Origin of the sequence: Shinella zoogloeoides, assembly GCF_033705735.1 — a bacterium.
Lineage (GTDB): Bacteria > Pseudomonadota > Alphaproteobacteria > Rhizobiales > Rhizobiaceae > Shinella > Shinella zoogloeoides_A.
On record NZ_CP131131.1, the window covers coordinates 1667864 to 1691765 of the forward strand.

20 protein-coding genes are annotated in these 23902 nt (G+C 67.3%); 9 read left to right on the plus strand and 11 right to left on the minus strand.

Translation table 11 applies throughout. The annotated features are described in order from the left end of the window. Positions 1-80 precede the first annotated feature (80 nt). Positions 81-1286 (plus strand): ROK family transcriptional regulator, encoded by a 1206-nt coding sequence (locus ShzoTeo12_RS25430; protein WP_318913000.1) that lies wholly within the window; start codon positions 81-83, stop codon positions 1284-1286. 6 nt (positions 1287-1292) lie between these two features. Here ShzoTeo12_RS25430 and ShzoTeo12_RS25435 read toward each other — a convergent pair whose 3' ends face one another. Beyond that, the gene (locus ShzoTeo12_RS25435) at positions 1293-2195 is read right to left on the minus strand and encodes a LysR family transcriptional regulator (RefSeq protein ID WP_318913001.1); all 903 of its coding nucleotides are present in this window, start codon (positions 2193-2195) and stop codon (positions 1293-1295) included. A gap of 272 nt (positions 2196-2467) precedes the next feature. Between ShzoTeo12_RS25435 and ShzoTeo12_RS25440 the strand changes: the two genes are divergently transcribed. Genes ShzoTeo12_RS25440 through ShzoTeo12_RS25470 form a run of 7 tightly spaced genes read left to right on the plus strand, consistent with a single transcriptional unit; the run spans position 2468 to position 10542 of the window. Continuing rightward, positions 2468-3973 carry a leucyl aminopeptidase gene (locus ShzoTeo12_RS25440; RefSeq protein WP_318913002.1) on the plus strand — a complete coding sequence of 502 codons (1506 nt, stop codon included), beginning with the start codon at positions 2468-2470 and terminating at the stop codon, positions 3971-3973. Between the two features lie 28 nt (positions 3974-4001). Further along, positions 4002-4907: a proline iminopeptidase-family hydrolase gene (locus ShzoTeo12_RS25445; RefSeq protein WP_318913003.1), complete on the plus strand. Its 906-nt coding sequence runs from the start codon at positions 4002-4004 to the stop codon at positions 4905-4907. A 14-nt stretch (positions 4908-4921) separates the two neighbouring features. After that, positions 4922-6583: an ABC transporter substrate-binding protein gene (locus ShzoTeo12_RS25450; RefSeq protein WP_119255234.1), complete on the plus strand. Its 1662-nt coding sequence runs from the start codon at positions 4922-4924 to the stop codon at positions 6581-6583. Positions 6584-6603: 20 nt separating this feature from the next. Further along, a complete protein-coding gene (locus ShzoTeo12_RS25455; RefSeq protein ID WP_318913004.1) occupies positions 6604-7620 on the plus strand; it encodes an ABC transporter permease in 1017 nt (338 codons plus the stop codon). Beyond that, the gene (locus ShzoTeo12_RS25460) at positions 7620-8591 is read left to right on the plus strand and encodes an ABC transporter permease (protein WP_119255236.1); all 972 of its coding nucleotides are present in this window, start codon (positions 7620-7622) and stop codon (positions 8589-8591) included. Before ShzoTeo12_RS25455 ends, ShzoTeo12_RS25460 begins: the two co-directional genes overlap by 1 nt. Beyond that, positions 8588-9547 (plus strand): ABC transporter ATP-binding protein, encoded by a 960-nt coding sequence (locus ShzoTeo12_RS25465; protein WP_318913005.1) that lies wholly within the window; start codon positions 8588-8590, stop codon positions 9545-9547. Before ShzoTeo12_RS25460 ends, ShzoTeo12_RS25465 begins: the two co-directional genes overlap by 4 nt. After that, on the plus strand, positions 9544-10542 hold the full coding sequence (locus ShzoTeo12_RS25470; RefSeq protein WP_413251174.1) for an ABC transporter ATP-binding protein: 999 nt from the start codon (positions 9544-9546) through the stop codon (positions 10540-10542). The genes ShzoTeo12_RS25465 and ShzoTeo12_RS25470 overlap by 4 nt, the downstream gene beginning before the upstream one ends. Before the next feature lie 34 nt (positions 10543-10576). Here ShzoTeo12_RS25470 and iolD read toward each other — a convergent pair whose 3' ends face one another. Both iolD and ShzoTeo12_RS25480 read right to left on the minus strand, forming a co-directional pair. After that, entirely contained in the window at positions 10577-12418 is a 1842-nt protein-coding gene (iolD, locus tag ShzoTeo12_RS25475) for a 3D-(3,5/4)-trihydroxycyclohexane-1,2-dione acylhydrolase (decyclizing) (RefSeq protein WP_318913006.1), read from the minus strand. A 90-nt stretch (positions 12419-12508) separates the two neighbouring features. Continuing rightward, positions 12509-13699, minus strand: a complete 1191-nt coding sequence (locus ShzoTeo12_RS25480) for a Gfo/Idh/MocA family oxidoreductase (RefSeq protein ID WP_318913007.1) — start codon at positions 13697-13699, stop codon at positions 12509-12511. Positions 13700-13798: 99 nt separating this feature from the next. On the opposite strand from ShzoTeo12_RS25480, the gene iolG reads away from it, so the two are divergent. Next, on the plus strand, positions 13799-14800 hold the full coding sequence (iolG, locus tag ShzoTeo12_RS25485) for an inositol 2-dehydrogenase (RefSeq protein ID WP_318913008.1): 1002 nt from the start codon (positions 13799-13801) through the stop codon (positions 14798-14800). Positions 14801-14809: 9 nt separating this feature from the next. On the opposite strand, the gene ShzoTeo12_RS25490 is transcribed toward iolG, so the two are convergent. From ShzoTeo12_RS25490 to ShzoTeo12_RS25525, 8 genes are all read right to left on the minus strand, one after another. After that, positions 14810-15721: a MurR/RpiR family transcriptional regulator gene (locus ShzoTeo12_RS25490; RefSeq protein WP_119255241.1), complete on the minus strand. Its 912-nt coding sequence runs from the start codon at positions 15719-15721 to the stop codon at positions 14810-14812. 312 nt (positions 15722-16033) lie between these two features. Continuing rightward, positions 16034-16981: a substrate-binding domain-containing protein gene (locus tag ShzoTeo12_RS25495; RefSeq protein WP_318913009.1), complete on the minus strand. Its 948-nt coding sequence runs from the start codon at positions 16979-16981 to the stop codon at positions 16034-16036. A 38-nt stretch (positions 16982-17019) separates the two neighbouring features. After that, complete coding sequence (locus ShzoTeo12_RS25500) at positions 17020-18027, minus strand: ABC transporter permease (protein WP_318914371.1); 1008 nt, start codon at positions 18025-18027, stop codon at positions 17020-17022. A gap of 5 nt (positions 18028-18032) precedes the next feature. Continuing rightward, positions 18033-19541, minus strand: a complete 1509-nt coding sequence (locus ShzoTeo12_RS25505; protein ID WP_318913010.1) for a sugar ABC transporter ATP-binding protein — start codon at positions 19539-19541, stop codon at positions 18033-18035. 2 nt (positions 19542-19543) lie between these two features. Then, a complete protein-coding gene (locus tag ShzoTeo12_RS25510; protein WP_318913011.1) occupies positions 19544-20533 on the minus strand; it encodes a hydroxyacid dehydrogenase in 990 nt (329 codons plus the stop codon). Beyond that, entirely contained in the window at positions 20534-21349 is an 816-nt protein-coding gene (locus ShzoTeo12_RS25515) for an HpcH/HpaI aldolase family protein (RefSeq protein WP_318913012.1), read from the minus strand. It abuts the gene before it with no gap. An 11-nt stretch (positions 21350-21360) separates the two neighbouring features. Then, positions 21361-22797 (minus strand): NAD-dependent succinate-semialdehyde dehydrogenase, encoded by a 1437-nt coding sequence (locus ShzoTeo12_RS25520; protein WP_318913013.1) that lies wholly within the window; start codon positions 22795-22797, stop codon positions 21361-21363. Between the two features lie 128 nt (positions 22798-22925). Further along, positions 22926-23900 (minus strand): Gfo/Idh/MocA family oxidoreductase, encoded by a 975-nt coding sequence (locus ShzoTeo12_RS25525; RefSeq protein WP_318913015.1) that lies wholly within the window; start codon positions 23898-23900, stop codon positions 22926-22928. Positions 23901-23902 lie beyond the last annotated feature (2 nt).

The following is a 23902-nucleotide window of genomic DNA, read 5'->3' on the forward strand; positions in this document are numbered from 1 at the left end:
AACGCTTCGGTTCCTTATTAAGTCAAAACTATTGACTTAAGTGTTCTGTATTCTTCAAATGGTGTCAAGAGGGGATGCCGATGAACGAACTCAGGAAGATCCGCGCCAAGAGCGGCACCAACCAGGAAGGCACGAGCGCCCACAACCGGCGCGTCCTCATCGAAGCCATCCGCCTCAACGGCCCCCTGTCGCGCGCGGACCTCGCCCGCGCGACGCGCCTGACCAAGCAGACGGTGTCCAACCTTATCGAAAGCCTGGAGGCCGACGGGCTCGTCGCCTCGCAGGCGGTGGTGCGCGGGGCGCGCGGACAGCCCTCGACGCCCTATGGCCTCGTTCCCGAGGGCGCCTTCGCCCTCGGCGTGCAGATCGACCGGGAGCTTGCCCGGGTCGTCGCAGTCGATCTCCTCGGGCGGGAAAGTGCCCGCGCGGTGGCCAACCTGCCACCCGGCGATCCTGCCGGCGGCAGCCGCGTGATCCTCGACCTCGTCGATACGGTGCGGGGCGAGCTTGCCGCGCGCATTCCCGCCTCCGTCCACCGCCTCACCGGCCTCGGCGTCGCCATGCCCGGCCCTTTCGGCCTGGAGCCGCCGGACGACGACCGCTGGATGATGGGCAAGTGGCAGACCTTCCCGCTTCTCGAAACGCTCGCCGCCGGCACGGGGCTCGAAACCAGCCTGCAGAACGACGCCTCCGCCTGCGCCACCGCCGAGCGAATGGGCGGGGTGGCCGACGGCCTCGACCATGTGGTCTGCCTCTATCTCGGCTACGGCATCGGCGCCGGCCTCATCCTCGGCGGCGAACTCTACAGCGGCAGCAACCGCAATGCCGGCGAGCTGGGCATGGTGCTGTTTTCCCGCGGCGGCAGCGTGCAGCCGCTCGAGCACCGCGCCTCGCTCGCCTCGCTCTTCCAGAGCCTCGGCCTCGATTCCGCGACGACCGACGCCTATGACGCGGTCGAGCGGCTGGCGGCGCAAGACGATCCGCGCATCCGCGCCTGGCTCGCCGGTGCGGCGGCGGATTTCCGCCAGGCGGTGCACATGGTCGAGACCCTTTTCGATCCGCAGACCGTCATCCTCACCGGCAGCGCGCCGCAGCCGCTGGCGCTCCGGCTGTTCGAGGCGATCTTTCCCCTGCTGCCTTCCAATGCCGAGCGGCCGGGCCGGGCCCTGCCCCGCCTCCAGCTCGGCACGATGGATCCCTGGGCCGTCGCGCTCGGCGCTGCCGCCGAGCCGATCCGCCGGACCTTCGATCCGCTTTTCGCGGCGATCCTGAAGGAAGCCTCCTGAGAAGCCTTAGGCGATGTTCATCGCCCGCTTGTGCCCGGCGACCTCCGCCAGCAGCCAGTCCTGGAAGACGCTGGTCCCCGCCTTGTTGCCGATGCTGCGGCGCTGCTGGAGATAATAGCCCGCCGGGTAGGCATGGCGGGCGGCGAAGGGCGCGACGAGCTTGCCCTGCCGCAGGAGATCCTCCGCCATGATCGTGTCCGCAAGCGCGATGCCCGCGCCGTTCATGGCCTCGCGCATGATCAGGGTACAGTCGTGCAACGTGGAGCCGGCCGGCACGGCACCTTCGGAAAGGCCCTCCTGCTCCAGCCACTGCTTCCAGCGTGTCGTCTCGCATTCGTGAATGAGGTGATGGTGGAAGAGATCGGCGGGTGAGCGCAGCGGCACCGGCCCCTCCAGCAGCGACGGCGCGCAGACCGGCGTCAGCAGCAGCGGGATCATCATCGTCAGGGCGGGCCCGGCCTTGTAGACGAATTCGTCGACGATCGCGAGGTCGACATTGGTGCGCTTGCCCGAGGTGGAGATTTCGAGGTCGACATTCGGATGCAGGCGGCGGAAGTCCGGCAGGCGGTCGGCAAGCCACAGGTTGAGGAAGGTCGGCTCGCACATCAGCTTGACGCGCTGCGCCTTCTGGCTGCGCGGCCCCTCGCGCAGGCTGACATCCTCCGTCGCGCGCCAGATCGTCTCGAAGGCTTCCGAAAGCGTGCGGGCATAATAGGAGCCGCGCATCGTCGGCGTCACCTGCCGGAAGCCGCGCTCGAACAGCTCCTGGCCGAGCGTCTTTTCGAGCGTGCGGATATGCCGGCTGACCGCCGACGGCGTCAGATGCAGCTCTTCCGCCGCGTCCTTGATGCTGCCGAGACGCGCGGCGGCTTCGAAAGCGCGCATGCCGTTGAGGGAAGGTAGAACCATGGCGGCGACCATGGATTATCACTTGAGTTTTTGTCAATCGATATGGACGAAATTGACGCTTGAATGGCCGTCCCCTTCGGCGGTACCGATTTGGACCGAGCCCCTAAGTCGCCACGGGAAAACGGTTATTCCGCCCATGGCTCCCATCTTGCCACCGCTGATGGTTGGTTTCGGCACGGCCATCTCTTGCGGACAGGCGCCCAGTGCTGCCTTCCGGGAATGGGACGGGCCTCGCAGCCAGCCTCCGCGTTGCCGTAACAGGAAGCAGGCCTATGCCCCAATCGCCCGTCCCGGTCTTCGAAGCGGCTAACACCATCGCTGCCGATGCCTCCGTCATCGTGATCCTGAAGGCCGACGGGCAAGCCCTCGGCCCGCGTGCCGCGGCGCTCGACGAGGCCGCCGGCGGCATTCTCTCGCGCGCCTGTTCCACCGCGGCCGAAGCCGGCACCTGCATCGATCTCGTTCCGCCGCAGGGCGTTGCAGCCCGCCGCCTGATCGTCCTGTCGCTCGGCAAGGCCGAGACCGTCAGCGCGCTTTCGCTGGCCAAGGCCGGCGGCAGCCTTGCCGCCCATCTGGAGGACAAGGGCGAGGACGAAGCGACCCTCGTCCTCGATCCCATTGCCGGCGTCTCGCTTTCCGGCGCAGAAATCCTGGCGCGCGTGGCGCTCGGCCTTAGGCTGCGACGCTACCGTTTCGACCTGCGCAACAAGCGGCCCATCGCCGCGGCCGACAAGGTCTGGCGCCTGCAACTGGTCGGCGCGGACAAGAATGCACTGGAGGCTGCGCTTACCCGCACCATTGCCGTCGCTGAGGGCGTCGAATATGCCCGCACACTGGTCAACCTGCCGCCCAACCACCTTCATCCCGAGAGTTTCCCGAGCCATCTCGAGCCGCTGCGCGCAGCCGGCATCGAGGTCGAGGTGCTGGACGCCGGCCACCTGAAGGAGCTCGGCATGAACGCGATCCTCGCGGTCGGCGCGGGCTCGCTGCGCGCGCCGAAGATCGCCGTGCTGCGCTATCGCGGCGAAGGATCGGGCGAGCAGCCGCTCGCCTTCGTCGGCAAGGGCGTCTGCTTCGATTCCGGGGGCCTGTGCATCAAGGGCGGCGAGCAGATGTTCGACATGAAAGCCGACATGGCCGGAGCGGCGGCCGTCGTCGGTCTCCTCCTGTCGCTCGCCCGGCAGAAGAGCCCGGTTCATGCCGTCGGCGTTCTCGGCATTGCCGAGAACCTGCCCTCCGGCACGGCGCTGAAGCCCCGCGAGATCATCACCACCGGGTCGGGCCAGACCGTCGAGGTCTTCGACACCGACGCGGAAGGCCGTCTCATCCTTGCCGATTGCCTCTACTATACGGCGACACGCTTCGAACCTTCCGCCATCGTCGATCTTGCGACGCTCACCTATTCCGTGATGCGCGGCCTCGGCTCGATCTTCGCCGGCATCTTCAGCACGGACGACGCGATCGCCGCGCAGATGATCGCGGCCGGCGAGACGGTCGGCGAGCGCTTCTGGCAGCTGCCGCTTGACCGCGCCTATGACGAAGGGTTGAAATCGCCGCTGGCGGATCTGCGCCACCATGCCAAGGACATGGAGGACGGCGATGCGCCCTATGCCGCCGCCTTCCTCCGCCATTTCACGGAAGACCGTCCCTGGGTGCATCTCGACATCGCCGGCAAGGAGCTGGCTGGCGAGGATCGCCCGCTCGGCCGGGAAGGCGCCACGGCCTTCGGCGTTCAGATGCTGGAGGAATGGGTGCAGATGAATAGAAAGAGCGCTTGACGCGACTTCGGCCTTGGGAGGGGGAAACATGTCGGATCGGATCAACAGCACGGAGGGACGGGCACCGTTCCGGGGCTACGAGACCTGGTACCGCGTCAGCGGCGACCTTCGCAGCGGCAAGCTGCCGGTGGTCATCCTGCATGGCGGACCGGGCGTCGCGCACAATTATGTCGACGCCTACAAGCTGCTGGCCCGCGACGGCCGGACGGTCATCCATTACGATCAGCTCGGCTGCGGCAACTCCACCCTGCTGCCGGAAAAGGGCGCGGACTTCTGGACGCCGCAGATCTTCATCGACGAGCTGGAAAGCCTCGTCGACCACCTCGGCATCCGTGGCGGTTTCCATGTGCTCGGCCAGAGCTGGGGCGGCATGCTGGGCGCCGAATATGCCGTGCTGCAGCCCGAAGGCCTCGTCTCCCTGACCATCGCCAATTCACCCGCCTCCATGAAGCTCTGGGTCGAGGAAGCCAACCGGCTGCGCGCCGACTTGCCGCAGGACGTGCAGGACACGCTGACGCGGCACGAGACGGCCGGCACGACGGACCATGCGGATTACCAGCAGGCGACGAACGTCTTCTACGAGCGGCATGTCTGCCGCGTCGTGCCCTTCCCGCCGGAGGTGACGGCGAGCTTCGAGCAGGCGGCGCGCAATCCCACCGTCTACACGCTGATGAACGGGCCGAACGAATTCCACGTCATCGGCACGCTGAAGACCTGGAGCGTCATCGACCGCCTTCCGGCCGTCGACGTGCCGACGCTCATCATTTCCGGACGATACGACGAAGCCACGCCCGCCACGGTGCAGCCCTTCAAGGACGGCATCAAAGGCGCGCGCTGGGAAATATTCGAGCATTCCAGCCACATGCCGCATGTCGAGGAACAGGAAAACTGCATGCGGGTGGTCGGGGACTTCCTCAATCAGCACGATCGATAGAAAAGGGGACAGACATGAAGAAACTGCTTTTGACGGCCTCGACCGTCGCGCTCCTGGCCGGCGGATGGCTGGCTCCGGCGCAAGCCGAATACCAGCAGGACCACCGCGGCGGCACGATGCGCCTTCTCGCCCGCTCGGCGGCCGGCACGCTCGACCCGCATATCAACTACACCGACCAGGGCTGGCAGATGTATCAGCCGATCTATGACGGCCTCGTCGCCTTCCGCAAGGCCGAGGGCACGGACGGCTTCACCATCGTCCCGGACCTCGCCGAGGCGCTGCCGGAGGTCACCAACGACGGCAAGACCTTCACCTTCAAGCTGCGCAAGGGCATCAAGTTCTCCACCGGCCAGGAGGTCGGCGTGAAGGACGTGGTCGCCTCGTTCCAGCGTATCTTCAAGATTTCCGGCCCGACCTCGGGCACCTTCTATGCCGGCATCGTCGGCGCGGACAAGTGCCTTGCCGAGACGAAGACCTGCACGCTGGAAGGCGGCGTCGTGGGTGACGAGGCCGCCGGCACGGTGACGATCAACATCGTCAAGCCGGATGCCGAATTCCTCTACAAGCTCGCCCTTCCCCACGCCGTGACGCTGCCGGCCGACACGCCCGCCGAGGATGCCGGCTCCGTGCCGATCCCGAGCACCGGCCCCTACATGATCTCGGCCTTCGACCCCAACAAGGGCATGACCGTCTCGCGCAACCCGCACTTCAAGCAGTGGAGCGAGGAAGCCCAGCCGGACGGCTACCCGGACGTGGTGCAGTACGACTTCGGCCTTTCGGAAGAAGCCGCCGTGACGGCGATCCAGAACGGCGAGGCGGACTGGATGTTCGACGCGCTGCCGAGCGACCGCCTTGGCGAACTCGGCACCAAGTACAAGGACCAGCTCCACATCGCGCCGCTTTCGGCCTGGTGGTATGCGCCGCTCAACACGCGCCTTGCGCCCTTTGACAACATCAAGGCCCGCCAGGCGGTGGCCTTCGCAATCGACCGCAACACGCTGGTCAAGCTCTTCGGCGGCAAGGTTCTCGCCTCCCCGGTCTGCCAGGTCCTGCCGCCGGACTTCCCCGGCCATGTCGACTATTGCCCCTATACGAAGGACCCGGGCGCCAAGTGGTCGGCTCCCGATCTCGAAAAGGCCAAGCAGCTTGTCGAGGAATCCGGCACCAAGGGCCAGAAGGTCACGATCATCGTCGAGGATACCGCGGTCTCGCGTTCGATCGGCGTCTACCTGCAGAGCGTCCTGACGAGCATCGGCTATGTCGCCGACGTCAAGCCGATCTCCGCCAACATCCAGTTCACCTATATCCAGAACACCAACAACAAGGTGCAGATGTCGGTGACCCAGTGGTACAAGGACTATCCGGCCGCTTCCGACTTCCTGCACATCCTGTTCGGCTGTGCCTCGTTCCGCGAAGGTTCGGACGCCTCGATCAACATTGCAGGCTTCTGCGACGAGGCGATCGATGCCAAGATGCAGAAGGCGCTCGACCTCGGCGTGACCGACCAGGCCGCGGCAGACGCGCTCTGGGCCGAGATCGACCATGAAGTCACCGACCAGGCGCCGGCCGTCGGCCTCTTCACGCCCAAGCGCCTCGACTTCGTCAGCAAGCGCCTCGGCAACTTCCAGTTCAACCCCCAGTTCAACTGGATGATCACCCAGTCCTGGGTACAGTAAGACCCGGCGGAGGGGTTTGCGTGTCGAATGAAGCCGTTGCCGTGCAGCGCCGGACGCGGGGGCCATGGGCCCTCGCTTTCGCGCGGCTGAGGCGCAACAGGGCCGCGATGGCGTCCCTTAGCGTCTTCCTCATCATCGTCCTCGCCTGTCTCAGCGCGCCGCTCTATGCGCGCTGGGCGGGCGTCGATCCGTTCACGTCGACGCTCGACGCGGTCATCCACGTCGACGGCGTGGAGGTTCCGGTGATGGAGCCTTCGACGGAAGGCCTCGGGCTCGGCTACACGCCGATCGGCCCGACCTGGGAACCCGGCAACTACTTCCTCGGCTCGGACAACCAGGGCCGCGACGTCATGGCCCGCCTGCTCTACGGCGGACTCAACTCCCTGATGATCGCGGGGGCCGCGACCATCTTCACGCTGATCATCGGCACGGCGGCGGGCCTGACGGCCGGCTATTTCGGCGGGCTCACCGACACGGTGCTGTCGCGCCTGCTCGACGTCCTCTGGGCGTTTCCGATCTACCTGCTCGCGATCTCGCTCTCCATCGTGACGATCGCGCAGGGCATTTCCATCGGGCCGATCCTTATCGAATCCGGCAGCCTCTGGCTGCCGGTCATCATCATCGGCATCGTCTACGTGCCCTATGTGGCCCGGCCGATTCGTGGCCAGGTGCTCTCGCTGCGCAACAGCGAATTCGTGCTCGCCGCCATCAATCTCGGCGTTCCCGGCTGGCGCATTCTCCTGCGCGACATCCAGCCGAACATCACGACGACCCTCATCGTCTTCGTGCCGCTGATGATGGCGCTGAACATGCTGACGGAATCGGCGCTGTCCTTCCTGTCCATCGGCGTGCAGCCGCCGGCGGCAAGCTGGGGCACGATCATCCAGGACGGACAGGCGCTGCTCTATACGCGCCCGCTCGTGGCGCTCGCGCCGGGCATCGCCATCGCGCTGTCCGTCATGGTCCTCAACGTCTTCGGCGACGGTCTGCGCGATGCGCTCGACCCACGCTCGAAGGTCCAGCTGGGGCGCACGTGATGATCTACGCCATCCTGCGCCGCTTCGGTCAGATGCTGTTCGTGATGTTCGGCATTTCCGTGATCGTCTTCCTGATCTTCTTCGCAACGCCCGGCTCCGATCCCGCCGCACGCATCGCGGGCCGCAACGCCTCGCCCGAAGTACTGGAGGCCGTGCGTCATTCCTTCGGCTTCGACCGTCCGCTCTATGTCCAGTACGGGCTGATGATGCAGAAGATCTTCGTCACCGGCGACCTCACCTCCTTCGTCAACCGCGGCTGGAAGGTCGTGCCGGCCGTGCTCGATGCCATCCCCGTCACGCTGTCGCTGGTCTTCGGCGCGGCGATCCTGTGGGTGGTGATCTCCGTCATCATCGGCATCGTGGCGGCCGCCACGCGCGACAGCTGGCTGGACAAGCTCCTGATGGCGCTCGGCCTCATCGGCATCTCCATGCCCGTCTACTGGCTCGGCGAGGTGATGAACCTCATCACCCAGAGCCGCTATCACGATACCTGGCTGTTCTCCTGGGTGCCGCCGCTCGGCTACAAGCCGCTGATGAGCGACCCGAAGGGCTGGTTCCTGACGCTGGTCATTCCATGGATCACGCTCGCCGTGCTCTATATCGGCATCTATGGCCGCGTGCTGCGTGCCGCGATCATCGAATCCATGCAGGAGGACTTCATCCGCACCGCGCGGGCCAAGGGCCTGTCGGAGACGCGCATCCTGCTGCGTCATGCCCTGCGCACCTCGCTGATCGCCTTCGTCACCCTGTTCGGCCTCGATTTCGGCGCGCTCGTCGGCGGCTCGGCGCTGCTGACCGAGGTGGTCTTCGGCCTCAACGGCATCGGCAAGCTCACCTATGACGCGATGCAGAACCTCGACCTGCCGATGATCATGGCGACGGTGATGTATGCCTCGATGTTCGTCGTCATTGCCAATGCGGTGGTCGACTTCGTCTATATCCTTCTCGATCCCCGTGTGAGGACGTCATGATGCTCTCCGTGCGCGACCTCAGGGTATCGTTCCGCACCGAAGACGGCCTGGTGCGGGCCATCGACGGCGTCTCCTTCGACCTCGACGAGGGCGAGATCCTCGGCGTCGTCGGCGAATCCGGCTCCGGCAAGACCGTCTCGCTGCTCGCGGTGATGGGCCTCATTACCGACCCCAACGCCACGATCGAAGGCTCGATCCGCTACAAGGGCCGCGAGCTGATCGGCCTTCCCGCCCGCGAGCTCCGGCGCCTGCGCGGCAACGAGATCGCCATGATCTTCCAGGATCCGATGACGGCGCTGACGCCCGTCTACACGATCGGCTGGCAGATCGCCGAGCAGATCCGCGCCCACCGGAATATCAGCAAGGCGAAGGCCTTGGCCCAGGTGGAGGAACTGCTGGCGGAAGTGAACTTCCCCAATCCGCGCGAGGCCATGTCGCGCTATCCGCACCAGCTTTCCGGCGGCATGCGCCAACGCGCGGTCATCGCCATGGCGCTTTCCTGCAATCCGGCGCTGCTGGTGGCGGACGAGCCGACGACGGCGCTCGACGTCACCGTGCAGGCCGGCATCCTCGACCTCGTGCGCAAGCTGCGGTCCACGCACAATTCGGCGGTCGTCTTCATCACGCACGACATGGGCGTGGTCTCCGAGCTCGCCGACCGGGTGATGGTCATGTATGCGGGCCGGGTGGTGGAGCGCGGCAGCCGCGCGGCGCTGTTCTCCGATCCGCGCCATCCCTATACCCGCGCGCTGCTCGGCTCGATCCCGCCGCTCACCGGCGACAAGCCCCATCGCCTGCCGGCCATTCCGGGCTCGCCGCCCTCGCTGCTGCGCCTGCCGCAGGGCTGTGCCTTCGGGCCGCGCTGTCCGGTGCGCTTCGAAGCCTGCGCGGCGGAAAAGCCGGCCCTTGGAAACGGCCCCCACGCCGCCGCCTGCCTCCGCGAGGCGCAAGCATGAGCGACACGATGACGAAAACCGAAGGCCCCATCCTCGAAACCCGCGCGCTGATGAAGCGCTTTTCGATCGGCAGCCGCTTTTCGGCGGAAGGCCGGCGCACCGTCCATGCCGTCGACAATGTGTCTCTGACGGTGCGGCGCGGCGAGACGCTGGGGCTCGTCGGCGAATCGGGATGCGGCAAATCCACGCTCGCGCGCTGTCTGGTGCGGCTCTACGACATCACCGACGGCAAGCTGTTCTTCGAGGGCGAGGACATCACGGGCAGGTCGCTGAACGCGCTGCGGCCGATGCGCCGCCGCCTGCAGATGGTGTTCCAGGACCCGTCCGCTTCGCTCAATCCACGCCGCCGCGTCGGCGACCTCGTCGCCGAGCCGCTGCGCATCCACACGAAGCTCTCGGCCGCCGAGATCAACCGGCGCGTCGCCGAACTCTTCGACATCGTCGGCCTCCTGCCGGATCATGTCACGCGCTATCCGCACGAATTTTCCGGCGGCCAGCGCCAGCGCGTCGGCATCGCGCGGGCCATCGCGCTCAATCCGGACCTCGTGGTGCTGGACGAGCCCGTCTCGGCGCTCGACGTGTCGGTGCAGGCGCAGATCGTCAACCTGCTCGCCGACCTGCAGGAGAAGCTGAACCTCACCTATATCTTCATCGCCCACGACCTGTCCGTGGTGCGGCAGGTCTCGACGCGCATCGCGGTGATGTATCTGGGGTCCGTGGTCGAGGAAGGTCCGGCGGAAGCGGTGTTTTCTACGCCCGCCCACCCCTACAGCCAGGCGCTGATCTCGGCCGTGCCGGTGGTGGAGACGACGCCCGGCGGATCGCGCCGGCGCATTCTCCTGACCGGCGACGTGCCGAGCCCGCTCAACCCGCCCTCCGGCTGCCGCTTCCACCCGCGCTGCCCGATCGCGCAGGACCGCTGCCGCACGGAGCGGCCCGAGCCGACGGCCTATGATGGCGGCCGCAAGGTCGCCTGCCACTTCCCGACGATCTGAGGCCGCCGGGCTTGCGCCGGCGGCCGTGTCGGCGTCAGACGCCGACGCGCTGCTTCCTGCGGCCGGCCTGCTGGTCGGCGGCGGCGGCGTTGACTTCGGACCTTGCGCTCACCTGCGGCACGCCGACATCCCACCAGGCATCGCCCGGCGTCCAGGTGAAGGCGTCGGAAACGATGGTGATGACCGTGGTGCGATCCGTGGTCTGCGCCCATTCGACCGCATCGCCGAGATCGGCAAGGCTCTCGACATGGCGCGTCAGCGCGCCCATCGCCTCGGCATGCTTGGCGAAGTCGACGGCGAAGGGCTCCTTGACGCGGCAATCCTTGATCAGGTTGTTGAAGCCCGGCGTGCCCTTGGCGTTCTGCAGGCGGTTGATGACGGCATAGCCCCCATTGTCGCAGACGATGAGGATCATCTTGTGGCCGGAAAGCACGGTCGAGTAGATGTCCGAATTCATCATCATGTAGGTGCCGTCGCCGATCATGACGATGGGCGTGCGGGTCGGGTCGGCCATGGCCGCACCCCAGCCGGCGGCGATCTCGTAGCCCATGCAGGAGAAGCCGAACTCGCAGTCGAAAGTGTTGGGCGCCTTGACGCGCCAGTTCTTCATCACCTCGCCCGGCAGGCCGCCGGCAGCGGTGATGAGGAGATCGCGCTCCTTCGCCCTGGAATTGACGATGCCGACGACCTGGGCATAGGTCGGCACCGGCGCGTTGGTCGGCTTCTGGTAGCCGTCGAGCGCCGCGTTCCACTTGGCGAATTCCTGCCGGCCCTTTTCCGTCCAGCCGGTATCCGCCCTGTAGTCGCCGATGGCGGCTTCGAGTTCGCTCACCGTCTCCAGCGCATCGCCGACGACGGCGACGGCGCGGTGCTTGTTCGCATCCCAGCGCGCCGCATTGATCGAGACGAAGCGGGCATCCGGCGAAAACGCCGTCCACGAGCCGGTGGTGAAGTCCATGAGGCGCGTGCCGACGGCCAGCACGACATCGGCCTCGCCGGCCAGCGCATTGGCCGAGGTCGAGCCGACGATGCCGATGGGGCCGACATGGGCCGGATGGTCATGGGTGACGGTGCCCTTGCCGGCAATGGTCTCGCAGAGCGGGATGCCGTGCTCTTCCGCGAAGGCCGCGAGCGCCGCCTCGGCGCCGGAATAGCGCACGCCGCCGCCGGAGATGATCAGCGGACGCTTGGCGGCTTTCAGCACGCGAACGGCCTCGGCGAGGCTGTCGCGATCCGGCCGCGGGCGCGGGGCCTTGTGGACGGTCGGCGCAAAGAAGCTTTCCGGATAGTCCCAGGCGATCTCCTGCACGTCCTGCGGCAGGCCGATGAAGGCCGGGCCGCAATCGGCCGGGTCCAGCATGACGGCGAGCGCCTGCGGCAGCGAGGCGATGATCTGCTCGGGATGGGTGATGCGGTCCCAGTAGCGCGTCACGGCCTTGAAGGCGTCGTTGACGGTGATCGTCGGATTGCCGAAATGCTCGACCTGCTGCATGACCGGGTCGGGCCGGCGGTTGACGAAGCTGTCGCCGGCCAGAAGCAGCACGGGCAGGCGATTGGTGTGCGCCACGCCCGCCGCCGTCACCATGTTCAGCGCGCCGGGGCCGATGGAGCTGGTCGCCACCATGATCTGGCGGCGGCGCGTCGCCTTGGCGAAGCCGATGGCGGCGAGCGCCATGGACTGCTCGTTCTGGCCGCGCCAGGTCGGCAGCGTATCCTTCACCGCTTCCAGCGCCTCGGAAAGGCAGGTAACGTTGCCGTGGCCGAAAATGGCGAAGACGCCGGGAAACAGCGGCTCGCGCTTGCCGTCGATCTCGGTGAACTGGTTGCAGAGATAACGCACCAGGGCTTGCGCCATGGTCAGGCGGATGGTGGACATGGTAAACCTCCCTGAGCCGGCCTTCCGGCGCCGGCTCCTATCGAGAAACTTTTATTTCATACGAATTTATTTTGCAATACTTGTTGCAATTCACGCCGGGAGCCGGCAATCCGTCCAGTCGCCGGATTGGCTGGACGCCAGCGCGGCCTCGATGAACTTAACGCCGAGCGCGCCGTCCGTCACCGTCGGATAGTCCAGCAGCCCATCGGGCAGCGTCCGGCCGAGCCGGCGCGCCTCGACGGCGATGGCGAATTCCTCGTAGAGGTTGCCCCAGGCGTCGCTCAGCGCCTCGGGATGGCCGCGCGGCATGTGCACGAAGCGGGCGGCATGGATGCCGATGCCCGCGCCCGCGCCGCGCGTCAGCAGGCGGGCCGGCTCGCCGAAGCGGCGAAAATGCAGCACTTCCGGCTCCTCCTGGTTCCATTCGAGACTCGCCTTGTCGCCGAAGGCGCGGATGCGCAGGCCGCAATGGGCGCCGGGCGCGACCTGCGAGATCATGATGGTGCCGGGAATGTCGCCCTCGTAGCGCACATGCATGAAGGCGGTGTCCTCCAGCGGCTTTTCCGGGCCGAGCGTGTGGAACTCCGCCCGCACCGACGTCACCGGCCGGCCGCAGACGAAGGCGCCGAGATGATGGCAATGGGTGCCGATATCGCCCGTCGTGAAGGTGGGGCCGACGATGGCGGGATCGACGCGCCATTGCGCGCCCGCCCCGCCGTCCTTCGACGGCGTCAGCGCCCATTCCTGGAAATATTCGACATGAACCTGCTTGAGCGTCCCGAGCGCGCCCTCGCGGATCATCTGCCGCGCCTGCCGCACCATGGCGGAGGAGGCATAGGCATAAGTGACGGCGAAGACGAGGCCTGTCTCCTTCTGCCGGCGCACGAGGTCGAGCGCGTCGTCAAGCGTCGTCGTCAGCGGCTTGTCGCTGATGACGTCGATGCCCTTTTCCATGAAGGCGACGGCGATGGCGTGGTGCGAATTGTTCGGCGTGGCGATGGCGACGGCGTCGATGCCGTCCGGTCGCGCCGCCTCGCGCTCGGCCATCACGCAGTAGTCGGTATAGGCGCGGTCCTCGTCGAACAGCCATTCGCGGCCCGATTCCTTCGCGACCTGCGGGCGCGACGACAGCGCCCCCGCCACCACGTCCCAGCGGTTGGAAAGCCGCGCGCCCCGCGCATGCACCTTGCCGATGAAACTGCCCTGCCCGCCGCCGACGACACCCAGCCGCAAGCGCCGCTCCGCCTGCGGAAACGCCGCCTTGTCCGAATTTCCTGCCATGATCGCCTCCCTCGTCTCCTCTGCCCGAAAACGGGCTTGCAGAATTAATATTGAGAGAATATCAAAAACGCAACGAATTTTGCAAATGGAGGAGAACCGATGACGAGGATTGCACTGCTCGGCTGCGGACGCATCGGCAAGATGCATGCGGCAACCATCGTGCGCGCCGAGGGCGCGGAACTGGCCGCGGTCTACGACCCCGTGACCGCCGCCGCCGAGGAGACGGGCCGCCGCCACGGCTGCACCGTCGCCGCGAGCGCGGAGGAAGCCATCGCGCTTGCCGACGCCGTGTTGATCGCCACCTCGACGCCGACCCATGCCGACCTCATCGAGGCCTCCGCCAGGGCCGGCAAGGCGATGTTCTGCGAAAAGCCCATCGACCTCTCGCTCGCCCGTGTCGTTGCCTGCCGCAAGGCGCTCGCCGGCTTTACGCGCCCCGTGCAGATCGGCTTCAACCGCCGCTTCGATCCCGGCCACCGCGCCGCCCGCGATGCCGCCCGGGCGGGCGAGATCGGCGACCTCCAGCAGGTCATCATCACCTCGCGCGATCCCGGCCTTGCTCCGCGCGGCTATCTCAAGGTCTCCGGCGGCATCTTCCGCGACATGACGATCCACGACTTCGACCTTGCCCGCTTCATGCTGGGCGAGGAGCCGGTCGAGGTCTTCGCCACCGGCAGCGCGCTGGTCGATCCGACACTCGCGGAACTGAACGACGTCGATTCCACGATGATCGTCATGCGCACGGCGAGCGGCAGGCTCTGCCACATCAACAATTCCCGCGCGGCCGCCTATGGCTACGACCAGCGCGTCGAGCTGTTCGGCTCGAAGGGCATGCTGATCTCCGGCAACCGCCGCGCCCACCAGGTCGAGCGCTTCAATGCATCCGCGACCGGTGCGGGCGAACCCTATCTCGACTTCTTCATCGAGCGCTATGTCGAGGCCTTCGAGCTCGGCCTGCAATCCTTCCTGCGCTGCGTCGCGGAGAGCCGCACGCCGGACGTCACCTTCGACGACGGCGAGAAGGCGCTGGTTCTCGCCGAGGCCGCCATCCGCTCGCGCGCCGAGGGGCGCTTCGTCAACGTCGCGGAGATCACGGGCTGAGGCGACCCCTCAGCCCTTGCGCCGCTGCTTGCCCGTGACCGTCGGGATCTCGGGCGAGCCCTTCTTGTCCTCCTGCAGCAGCGCGGCGAGCGCGACGGCGATGGCCTGCGTCAGGCACATGGGCGCGGCGAGCGAGCGCGAGAAGGAATATTCGTCCTCGGGAATGGTGAAGAGCACCGTGGCATTCTTGGCGAGCGGCGAGAGCTGGCTGTCGGTGATCGCCACGATGGGCGTGCCGTTCTCCGCCGCGACATCGGCGATGGTCACCACCTCCTTCGCATAGTGCCGGAAGGCGATGGCGACGAGCACGTCCTTCTTGCCCATGACCTTCGCCATCTCGGAGGCGAGCCCGCCGGCCGGATCGAGCAGGATGACGCGGCATTGCAGCATGGAGAGCACGTAGCGCAGGAACTTGGCGATGGGCTCGGAGCGGAGCTGGCCGGCGATGAAGATCGTGTCGGCGTTCTTCAGCGTGCGGGCCGTCCGCGTCAGGTTCTCTTCCGTCGTGGTGTTGAGAAGCTCCTGCAGGGTCGCGATGTCGCGCACCACGAGATCGTGCAGGAAACCGAGATTGCCCTTGCGCTTGGTCTTCTCGAGGTCGACGTCGAGCGCGCTGATGCGCTCGCGATAGCCGGGCGCCGCCGTCGAGAGCCGGCTCTGGAACACCGACTGGAGCTGCTTGAAGCCGGAAAAGCCGAAATGCTGCGCGAAGCGCACGAGGATGGAGGGATGGGCGCCGCACTGTTCGGCAATCGCATTGATCGACTGCATGGCGACGATGTTCGGATTCTGCGTGACGAAGCGGGCGACCTGCTGGAAGCGGTCGGAAAGGTTCGGATAGGCTTGCGTGACGAGGTTGACGAAGGTCTCGTAATTCGCCGTCTTCGGCGGCGGCTGGTCGGACTGCTTTACCCTCGGCATGCGCCTACTCCCGAATATCCTCTTGCCGGCCGGAAGGCTCCGGCGCCGGTTTCATGTGCAGTATTGCATAAAAGCAAAGTCTGCAACGTTCGGTCTGCGGACGGTGCGGGCGCGCTTCGGCCTACCGGCTCGAAGAGGGCGGCCGTTCATGCGCGGTTGCCCCTCACCCTAACCCTCTCCCCGCAAGCGGGGAGAGGGGACTTGCCCCACCAACGGTCGTTGATGGGGAAAACGGTCCGGCACATCTCCTTCTCCCCGCTTGCGGGGAGAAGGTGGCCGGCAGGCCGGATGAGGGGCAGCGCCCCACCCCGGTCAGTAAGGCGCGTCGGGGAAGTAATATTCCGCGGCGTTGTCCTTGGTGATCAGCGGGCTGCCGAGCACGTAGCGGCCGTTGATCGGGGCCTGCGTCGCATATTTCATCGTAACGAGCTCGATGGCCGGAATGATCAGCGTCGGCGGGTAGAAGATGTCGGCATCGACCATGTCGTGACCGTCCTGCACCAGCTTGATGACCTTGTTCATGCCCGAGCCGCCGAGCACGGCGACATTCTTGCGGTCGGCCTGCTTGATCGCCTCGATGGCGCCGAGCGCCGCGTCGTCGTCGCCGGCCCAGACGCCGTCGATCTGCGGGAAGCGCTGGAGATAATCCTGCATGACTTCAAAACCCTTGTCCGGGTTCCAGTTGGCGTATTGCATGTCGAGCACCTCGATCTTGGTGCCCTTCAGCGCCTCGTTGAAGGCCTCGATGCGGATATTGTCGATGGCCGTCGGGATGCCGCGCATCACGACGATCTTGCCGCCGTCGGGGAACTTCTTCTTGAAGTATTCGGCCGCCGCCTTGCCGTATTGCGGGTTGTCGCCGCCGACATAGAGGTCCTCGATGCCCTCTTCCGCAAGGCCGCGGTCGACGGTGGCGATGAAGACGCCCTTGGCCTTGGCGGCCTTGACCGGCTCGGTCAGCGGGTCGGATTCGAAGGGCAGCACGACGAGCGCGTTGATGTTGCGCGCCATCAGGTCCTCGATGTCGTTGACCTGCTGGGTGGCGCTCGACGATGTCGCCAGCACGAAATCGATGTTCGGGAAGGCTTCCTTCATCCGGTCGATGGTGCGCTTGGTGTGGTAGTTGAGGCCGCCCGTCCAGCCGTGCGTGGCGGCCGGAATGGAGATGCCGATAACGGCGTCGGCGGCAAGCGCCGGCGAGGCAAGGCCCGCGACGGCGACCGCACCCGCGGCGATGAAGGTTTTCAGTCTGTTGAACATTCACTCGTCTCCCTGTTGAAGTGAAAAAGGTCGTGGCGTCAGCCCTGCGCGCGGTCGCGCTGCAGGAGGACGGCGATGATGATGATCGCGCCCTGGAATGCGCCGTTGAGATAGGGGCTGATGAAGCCCGTGAGGTTGAGGATGTTGCTGATGAAGCCGAGGATCAGCACGCCGACGATGGTGCCCCAGATGCGCCCGAAGCCGCCGGAAAGCGCCGTGCCGCCGATGATGACCGCGGCGATCGCCTCCAGCTCCCACATGAGGCCCGTCGAGGGCGTGGCCGCGCCGAGCCGCGGCACGTAGATGACCGTGGCGACGGATACGCAGAGGCCCTGGATGACATAGGTGAGAATGCGCACGCGGCTGACGGGGATCGCCGAATAGAAGGCGACGTGCCGGTTCGAGCCGATGGCCGCGACATGCCGGCCGAAGCGCATGCGCCGCAGCGTCAGTTCGCCGATGACGGCGATGACCGCGAGCACGATGATCGGCACGGCGATGCCGAGGACCTGGCCGTAATAGATCGGCCGGGCTGCATCGCGCAGCGAGAAGTCGAGCGAGATCGAGCCGCCGTCCGCAAGCCATGTGATGACCGAGCGGAAGATGCCCATGGCGCCGAGCGTGACGATGAAGGCCTCCACCCGGCCCTTGACGATCATGAAACCGTTGATGAAGCCCGCGAAGGCGCCGATGGCGAGCGAGAAGGCGATGCCGGCGGCAACGAGCAGCCAGCCGTCGCCGAGCGTGGCGGCGGCCGCGTTCATGAACATGATCGTCATGCCCGCGACGAGCGCCGAGAGCGAGCCGACGGAAAGGTCGAGCCCGCCCGCCGTGATGACGAAGGTCGCCCCGACCGCGATGATGCCGATGATGGCGCTGCGGGTGAAGACGTTGGAAAGGTTCTCCGCGCCGAGGAAGCTGTCGCTCATCAGCGAGCCGACGATCATCAAGAGGATGAGGGCGAGAAGCGGGCCGGCGGCCTCCAGAAGGCGCACGAGGGAGCGCCCGGGCGACGCAGCGGCGACGCCCGCGGTCGTTGCGGTCATGTCAGTCAATGGCTTGCCTCCTCCTGTGGACTTGCCTCTTCAAGGCCCATGGCAAATCGGATGATGTCGTTCTCGGTGATGGCCTCGCCCGAAAGCTCGCCGGCAATGCGCCCGCGGCGCATGACGAGCACCCGGTCGGAAAGGCCGACGATCTCCTGCATCTCCGAGGAGATGACGACGATGGCCTTGCCCTCGGCGGCGAGCCCCGCGATGATCTCGTAGATCTGCTGCTTGGCGCCGATGTCGACGCCGCGCGTCGGTTCGTCGAAGACGACGAGGTCCGGCTCGACACCGAGCGTCTTGGCGATCAGCACCTTCTGCTGGTTGCCGCCGCTGAGCGCCCCCGCCGTCACGTCCAGCCGGCCGGCGCGGATGTCGTAGCGCCCGACCGCCGCCTCCAGATCGCGCCGCTCGGCCCGCCGGTCGATCCATGCGGCCCCGGCGATGGCGCCTCTCGTCAGCGCGACGTTCTGGTCGAGCGGCTTGGCCAGCAGCAGGCCCTTGCCCTTGCGGTCTTCCGTCAGATAGGCGAGCTTCAGCGCCCAGGCCTCGCGCGCCGCCGGCAGCCGGCGTTCCCTGCCGCGCAGCACGAAGGAGCGGCATTTCGCCGGGCGAAGGCCGAGCAGCGCCTCGAAGAGTTCCGTGCGGCCCGAGCCGACGAGGCCGGAAATGCCGAGCACCTCGCCCTCGCGGATATCGAGCGAGGCATCCTCGACGGCGCCCGGCGCGGACAGGCCGGCAACGCTGAGGAACGCCTTGTGCGGCGCAGCGCCGCGGCGGGGCGGATAGATCTCCGCCAGCGGACGGCCGACCATGGCCTCGGCCATCTCGTTCTCGGAAATGGCGCTCGTCTTCTCCACCCGCACGATCTGGCCGTCGCGCAGCACCGCGACGCGGTCGGCAATGGCCTTGACCTCGTCGAGGCGGTGCGAGGTGAAGATCACCGAGCCGCCGCTCTTACGGAAGGCGCGGATGCGGGTAAAGAGATTGCCGGCCTCGGTGGCGGAGAGGACGGCGGTCGGCTCGTCCATCAGGATGAGCTTCGGCTGGCGGGCGAAGGCTTTCGCAAGCTCGATCATCTGCCAGTCGGAGACCGGCAGGTCGCGAAGCCGTGCCCGCACGGGAGCGGCCGAGCCGAGTTCGGCGAGAAGCGCACGCGCCTTCACCTCCATCGCCTTGCGGTCGGTAAAGAGGCCGCGCGTCAGCTCGCGGCCGAGGAAGACGTTCTCCGCCACCGTCAGGTGCGGGGCGAGGCAGAATTCCTGGTGCACCATGACGATGCCGGCGCGCTCGGCCTCATGCAGCGTCGTAGGCGCGGGCGCGCCGTCGAGCAGCATGGTGCCGGCCGAAGGGGCGGCAAGGCCGGCGGCGATGCGCATGAGCGTCGACTTGCCCGCGCCGTTCTCCCCGACGAGGGCGAGCACCTCGCCCGGCTCGACGGCAAGCTCGATGCCCTTGAGCACCGGCACGACGCCGTAGGATTTCTCGATCTGGCGAAAGGTCAGGAGCGCCATGGTCAGGCCCCGACGGCCGAAAGGCGCTGCGCGGCGATCTCGGAGCGGTTGACGACCAGCGCCGGATCGAGCGTGCCCTTGAAATAGTCGACGATGTTCGTCGCCGCCGAAATCGCCATGCGGCGCGCGCAGGCTTCCGTCAGGCCCGCATTGTGCGGCGAGAGCACGACGCGCTCGCAGGCGAGCATCGGGTCGCCCGCGGCCGGCGGCTCGGCATCGAACACGTCGAGGCCGGCGGCGGCAAGACGGCCCTCGTTCAGCGCGGCAAGCAGCGCCGCCTCGTCGATCAGCCCGCCGCGCGCCGTGTTGACGAGGACGGCCGAGCGCTTCATGGCGGCAAGCTCCGCCGCGCCGATCAGCGGCTCGGCGCCGGATTTCGGCACGTGCAGCGAGACGACGTCGGCGCGCTTCAGCCCGTCCATGAGGTCGCCGACCGGGGTGACGCCTGCCGCCGCGATCTCGGCGGCGTCCTGGAACCTGTCATAGGCGATGACCGCCATGCCGAGCGCCGCCGCGATCTGCGCCAACCGCCGGCCGATGCGCCCGAAGCCGACGATGAGGAGCGTGCTCCCGTCGAGTTCGTCCGCGTCGAGGCTGTTGCGGTAGTTCCAGTCGCCGGCGCGCATCTTGCGGTCGAAGAGCACGGTGCGCCGCGCGGCCGCCAGCATCAGCATGACGGCATGCTCGGCGACGGCGCGCGAATTGACGTCGCCGACGACGGCGAGCGGAATGCCCCGGGCATTCAGCGCCGCGACATCGACGGAATCGTAGCCGACGCCATGGCGGGAGACGATGCCGAGCCGGGGCGCCTTCTCGACGAAGGCGGCCGGCAGCGGCTGGGTGCGGATGAGCAGCGCATCGGCGGCCGGCAGGAACGGCTCGTAGCTCGCCGCCGAGACCTCCTCGACATAATCCACCGTCACCTCGGGCGCGGCATGAAGGACGGCGAGGCCGTCGGCGTGGATCTTGCCCGCAACGAGAACCCTCGGCATTCAGTATCCTCCCGTGTCGATCTTGTTTGCCGGAACGACTTCCTGCGTCAGCTCGCGGAACTTTCGAACGCTGGATTCGGCCGCGCCGGCAAGCAGGCGCACGTCGTTGGAAACGGTCACGAAATCGAAGCCCCAGCTCACCGCCTCGGCGGCATAGTCGGGCGTGCCGTTGTGCAGCGCGGCGCGCTTGCCCGCCTTGTGGGCGGCGTGGAGGATGGTCTTGATCGCCTCGATCATCTCGGGCTCGCGGCGGTCGAAGCCCGGCGCATATTTCTTGCCCTGCAACCCGAGCGTCAGGTCGGCGGGGCCGATATAGACGCCGTCGAGGCCTGGGGTCGCGAGGATATCCTCAAGGTTCTCATAGGCCTGCGCCGTCTCGATCATGGCGAGGCAGATGATCTCGTCGTCGGCTTCCGCCGCATAGCCGGGGCCGGCGGAAAAGAGTGCCCGGCTCGGGCCGAAGCTGCGCACGCCGGCGGGCGGATAGCGCACATAGGAGACCAGCCGCTCGGCCTCGGCGCGGGTGTTGATCATCGGGCAGATGACGCCGTAGGCCCCGGCATCCAGCGCCTTCATGATGTCGGCGGGATCGAGCCAGGGCACGCGCACCAGCGGCGTGACGCCGCTCGCCCGCATCGCTTGCAGCATCGGCACCGCACCGTCATAGCCGACGATGCCGTGCTGCATATCGATGGTGACGCTGTCGTAGCCCTGCGCGGCCATGATCTCCGCGCTGAAGGAATTGGCGATGGAGAGCCAGCCGTTGAGCACCGGCCTGCCTTCCGCCCAGCGCTGCTTGACACCGTTCCTGATCATGGATGCCTCCCTCAGACCGTCATCTGCGCGAGCTTGACGTTGGAATAGTCGAGAATGCCCTCGGTGCCGCCCTCGCGGCCCATGCCGCTCGCCTTGATGCCGCCGAAGGGCGCCTCGGCCGCCGCCAGCGCAAAACTGTTCACGCCGACCATGCCGGCCTCCAGCCGCGCCGCCGCCTCGCGGGCGCGGCCCGCATCGCGGGTGAAGACATAGGCCGACAGGCCCATTTCCGAGGCATTGGCGCGCTCGAAGACCTCGTCCACCTTCGAGAAGGGCGTTATCGCGGCGATGGGGCCGAAATTCTCCTCGGCGATGGCCTTGGCATCGTCGGGAAGGCCGGTGATGACGGTCGGCTCGAAGTAGAAGCCGGCATTCATCTCCGCCGGGCGGCGACCCCCGGCAAGGATCTTTCCACCCCGGTCGCGCGCATCGGCGACGATTTCCTCGATGGCGGCGATGCGGCGCTCGTTGATGAGCGGGCCCATCTGCGTCGCCTCGTCGAGGCCATGGCCGAGCTTCAGCGCCCGGGCGCGGGCGGCAAAGCCCTCGGCGAAACGGTCGTGCAGCGCCTCGTGCACGTAGAAGCGGTCCGGCGTGACGCAGACCTGGCCGGCATTGGCGTATTTCGTCGGCACGGCGAGATCGAGCGCCCTGTCGAGATCGGCATCGTCGAAGACGATCATCGGCGCATTGCCGCCGAGCTCCATGCTGACGCGCTTCACCGTCTCGGCGCTGTCGCGGATCATCTGCTGGCCGACGCGGGTGGAGCCGGTCAGCGAGACCTTGCGCACCAGGGGCGAGGCCATGATCGGCTTGTAGGTATTGGCGGTCGGGCCGGTGAGGAGATTGGCGACGCCGGCCGGAAGGCCCGCCTCGCGCAGGCAGTCGAACAGGATCATCGCCACGCCCGGCACCTCGACGGAAGGCCGCACGATAACCGAGCAGCCGGCGGCGAGCGCCGGCGCGACCTTGCGCGCGATCAGCGCGGCAGGAAAGTTCCAGGCCGTGAAGGCGGCAACGACGCCGACCGGCTCGTGCGAGACCTCCAGCCGGCCGCCCGGCGCGCGGCTCTCGACGACACGGCCATAGATGCGGCGGGCTTCCTCGGCATACCAGCGGAACTGGTCGACGGCGAGGCCCCATTCGCGGCCTGACTGGGCGAGCGGCTTGCCGGTCTCCAGCGTGATCTGGCGGGCCGCTTCCGCCGCCCGGGCAGCCATGACATCGGCGGCCTTGTGCAGGAGGTCGGCGCGTGTCCAGGCGGGCGTCGCCTTCCAGCTCCGGAAGGCGCGGTCCGCAACGGAAATCGCGCGCTCCGTATCCTCGACGCTCGCGGCGGGCACCGTGCCCAGCACCGCGCCGTTGCCGGGATCGGTGATTTCGGTGGAAGCCCCCTCTGCCGGCCCCGACCAGGCGCCGTCAATGAACAAACCGTATGAGCCGTACATGTCATCTCCTCCATGCGGGTCGCGGCCCCAAGGCCGCATCCGCACTCATATTTCCATGATCAGAAGAATAGCAATTATTATTGCAAGTCAAGAGCAATCCGCAACGCACCATGCGCCGGCCGGCCCTTTCAGCGCGGCTTTTCGGGCAGCGTGAGCGGGGTGCGCCGGCGCGTTTCCATCGCGGCGACGATCTGGTCGGCAAGGCAGGTGGCAACGAGACCGTCCCAGGCGGTCGAGCCGTCCGCGGGCGGCGTGCCGGCACCGATGCCGTCGACCCAGGCCTGGTCCTGGATGCGGTAGGCGTCGCGGAAGCGGGGGATCCAGTTTTCCGGGAAGGCTCCCTCCTCCGCGCCGTCGCGGCGGGCGCGGATCGGTGCGGGATGCGCCATGCCGACCGTGCCCTTCGCGCAGACGGCTTCCGCATGGACGTGGTAGCCATAGGCGGCGTTCATGAAGACCTCGACCGAGACGATGCTGCCGGCCTCCGTCTCGAAGACGAAGAGCGCGGGATCGCCCTCGGGAGACGGGATGACGGTGACGGCGCTGTATTCCGTCGACAGCAGCCAGCGGCAGACGTCGATCTCGTGCACCAGCGAATTGGTGACGGCCATCGCGCCGGTGAACCAGGCGGGCGCGGCGAGATTGCGATGCTGGCAATGGAGGATGCGCACGCCCCCGAGCGCGCCGCCGTCGATGGCCGCTTTCATCTCGCGATAGGCGGGATCGAAGCGGCGCATGAAGCCGGTCTGCACCAGCGGGCGGCCGGCGCGCGCCTCGGCCGCGACGATCTCCAGGCACTCCTGCGTGCTGGCGGCGAGCGGCTTTTCACAGAGCACCGGCTTGCCGGCGGCAATCGCCGCCAGCACGAGCCGCTGGTGCGTGGCATCCGGCGAGGCGATCAGCACGGCCTCGACCGAAGGATCGGCGATGAGCGCCTCGGGGTCCGTCATCGCCCGGCCGCCATGCGCCGCCGCCTCGGCCCTTGCCGGGTCCGCGTCGGCGACGGCGGCAAGATGCGCGCCGGAGACCTCGCGGGCGATGATGCGCGCATGTTCCGCGCCCATCACGCCCGCCCCAATGACGCCGATACCGATGCTTCTCATGG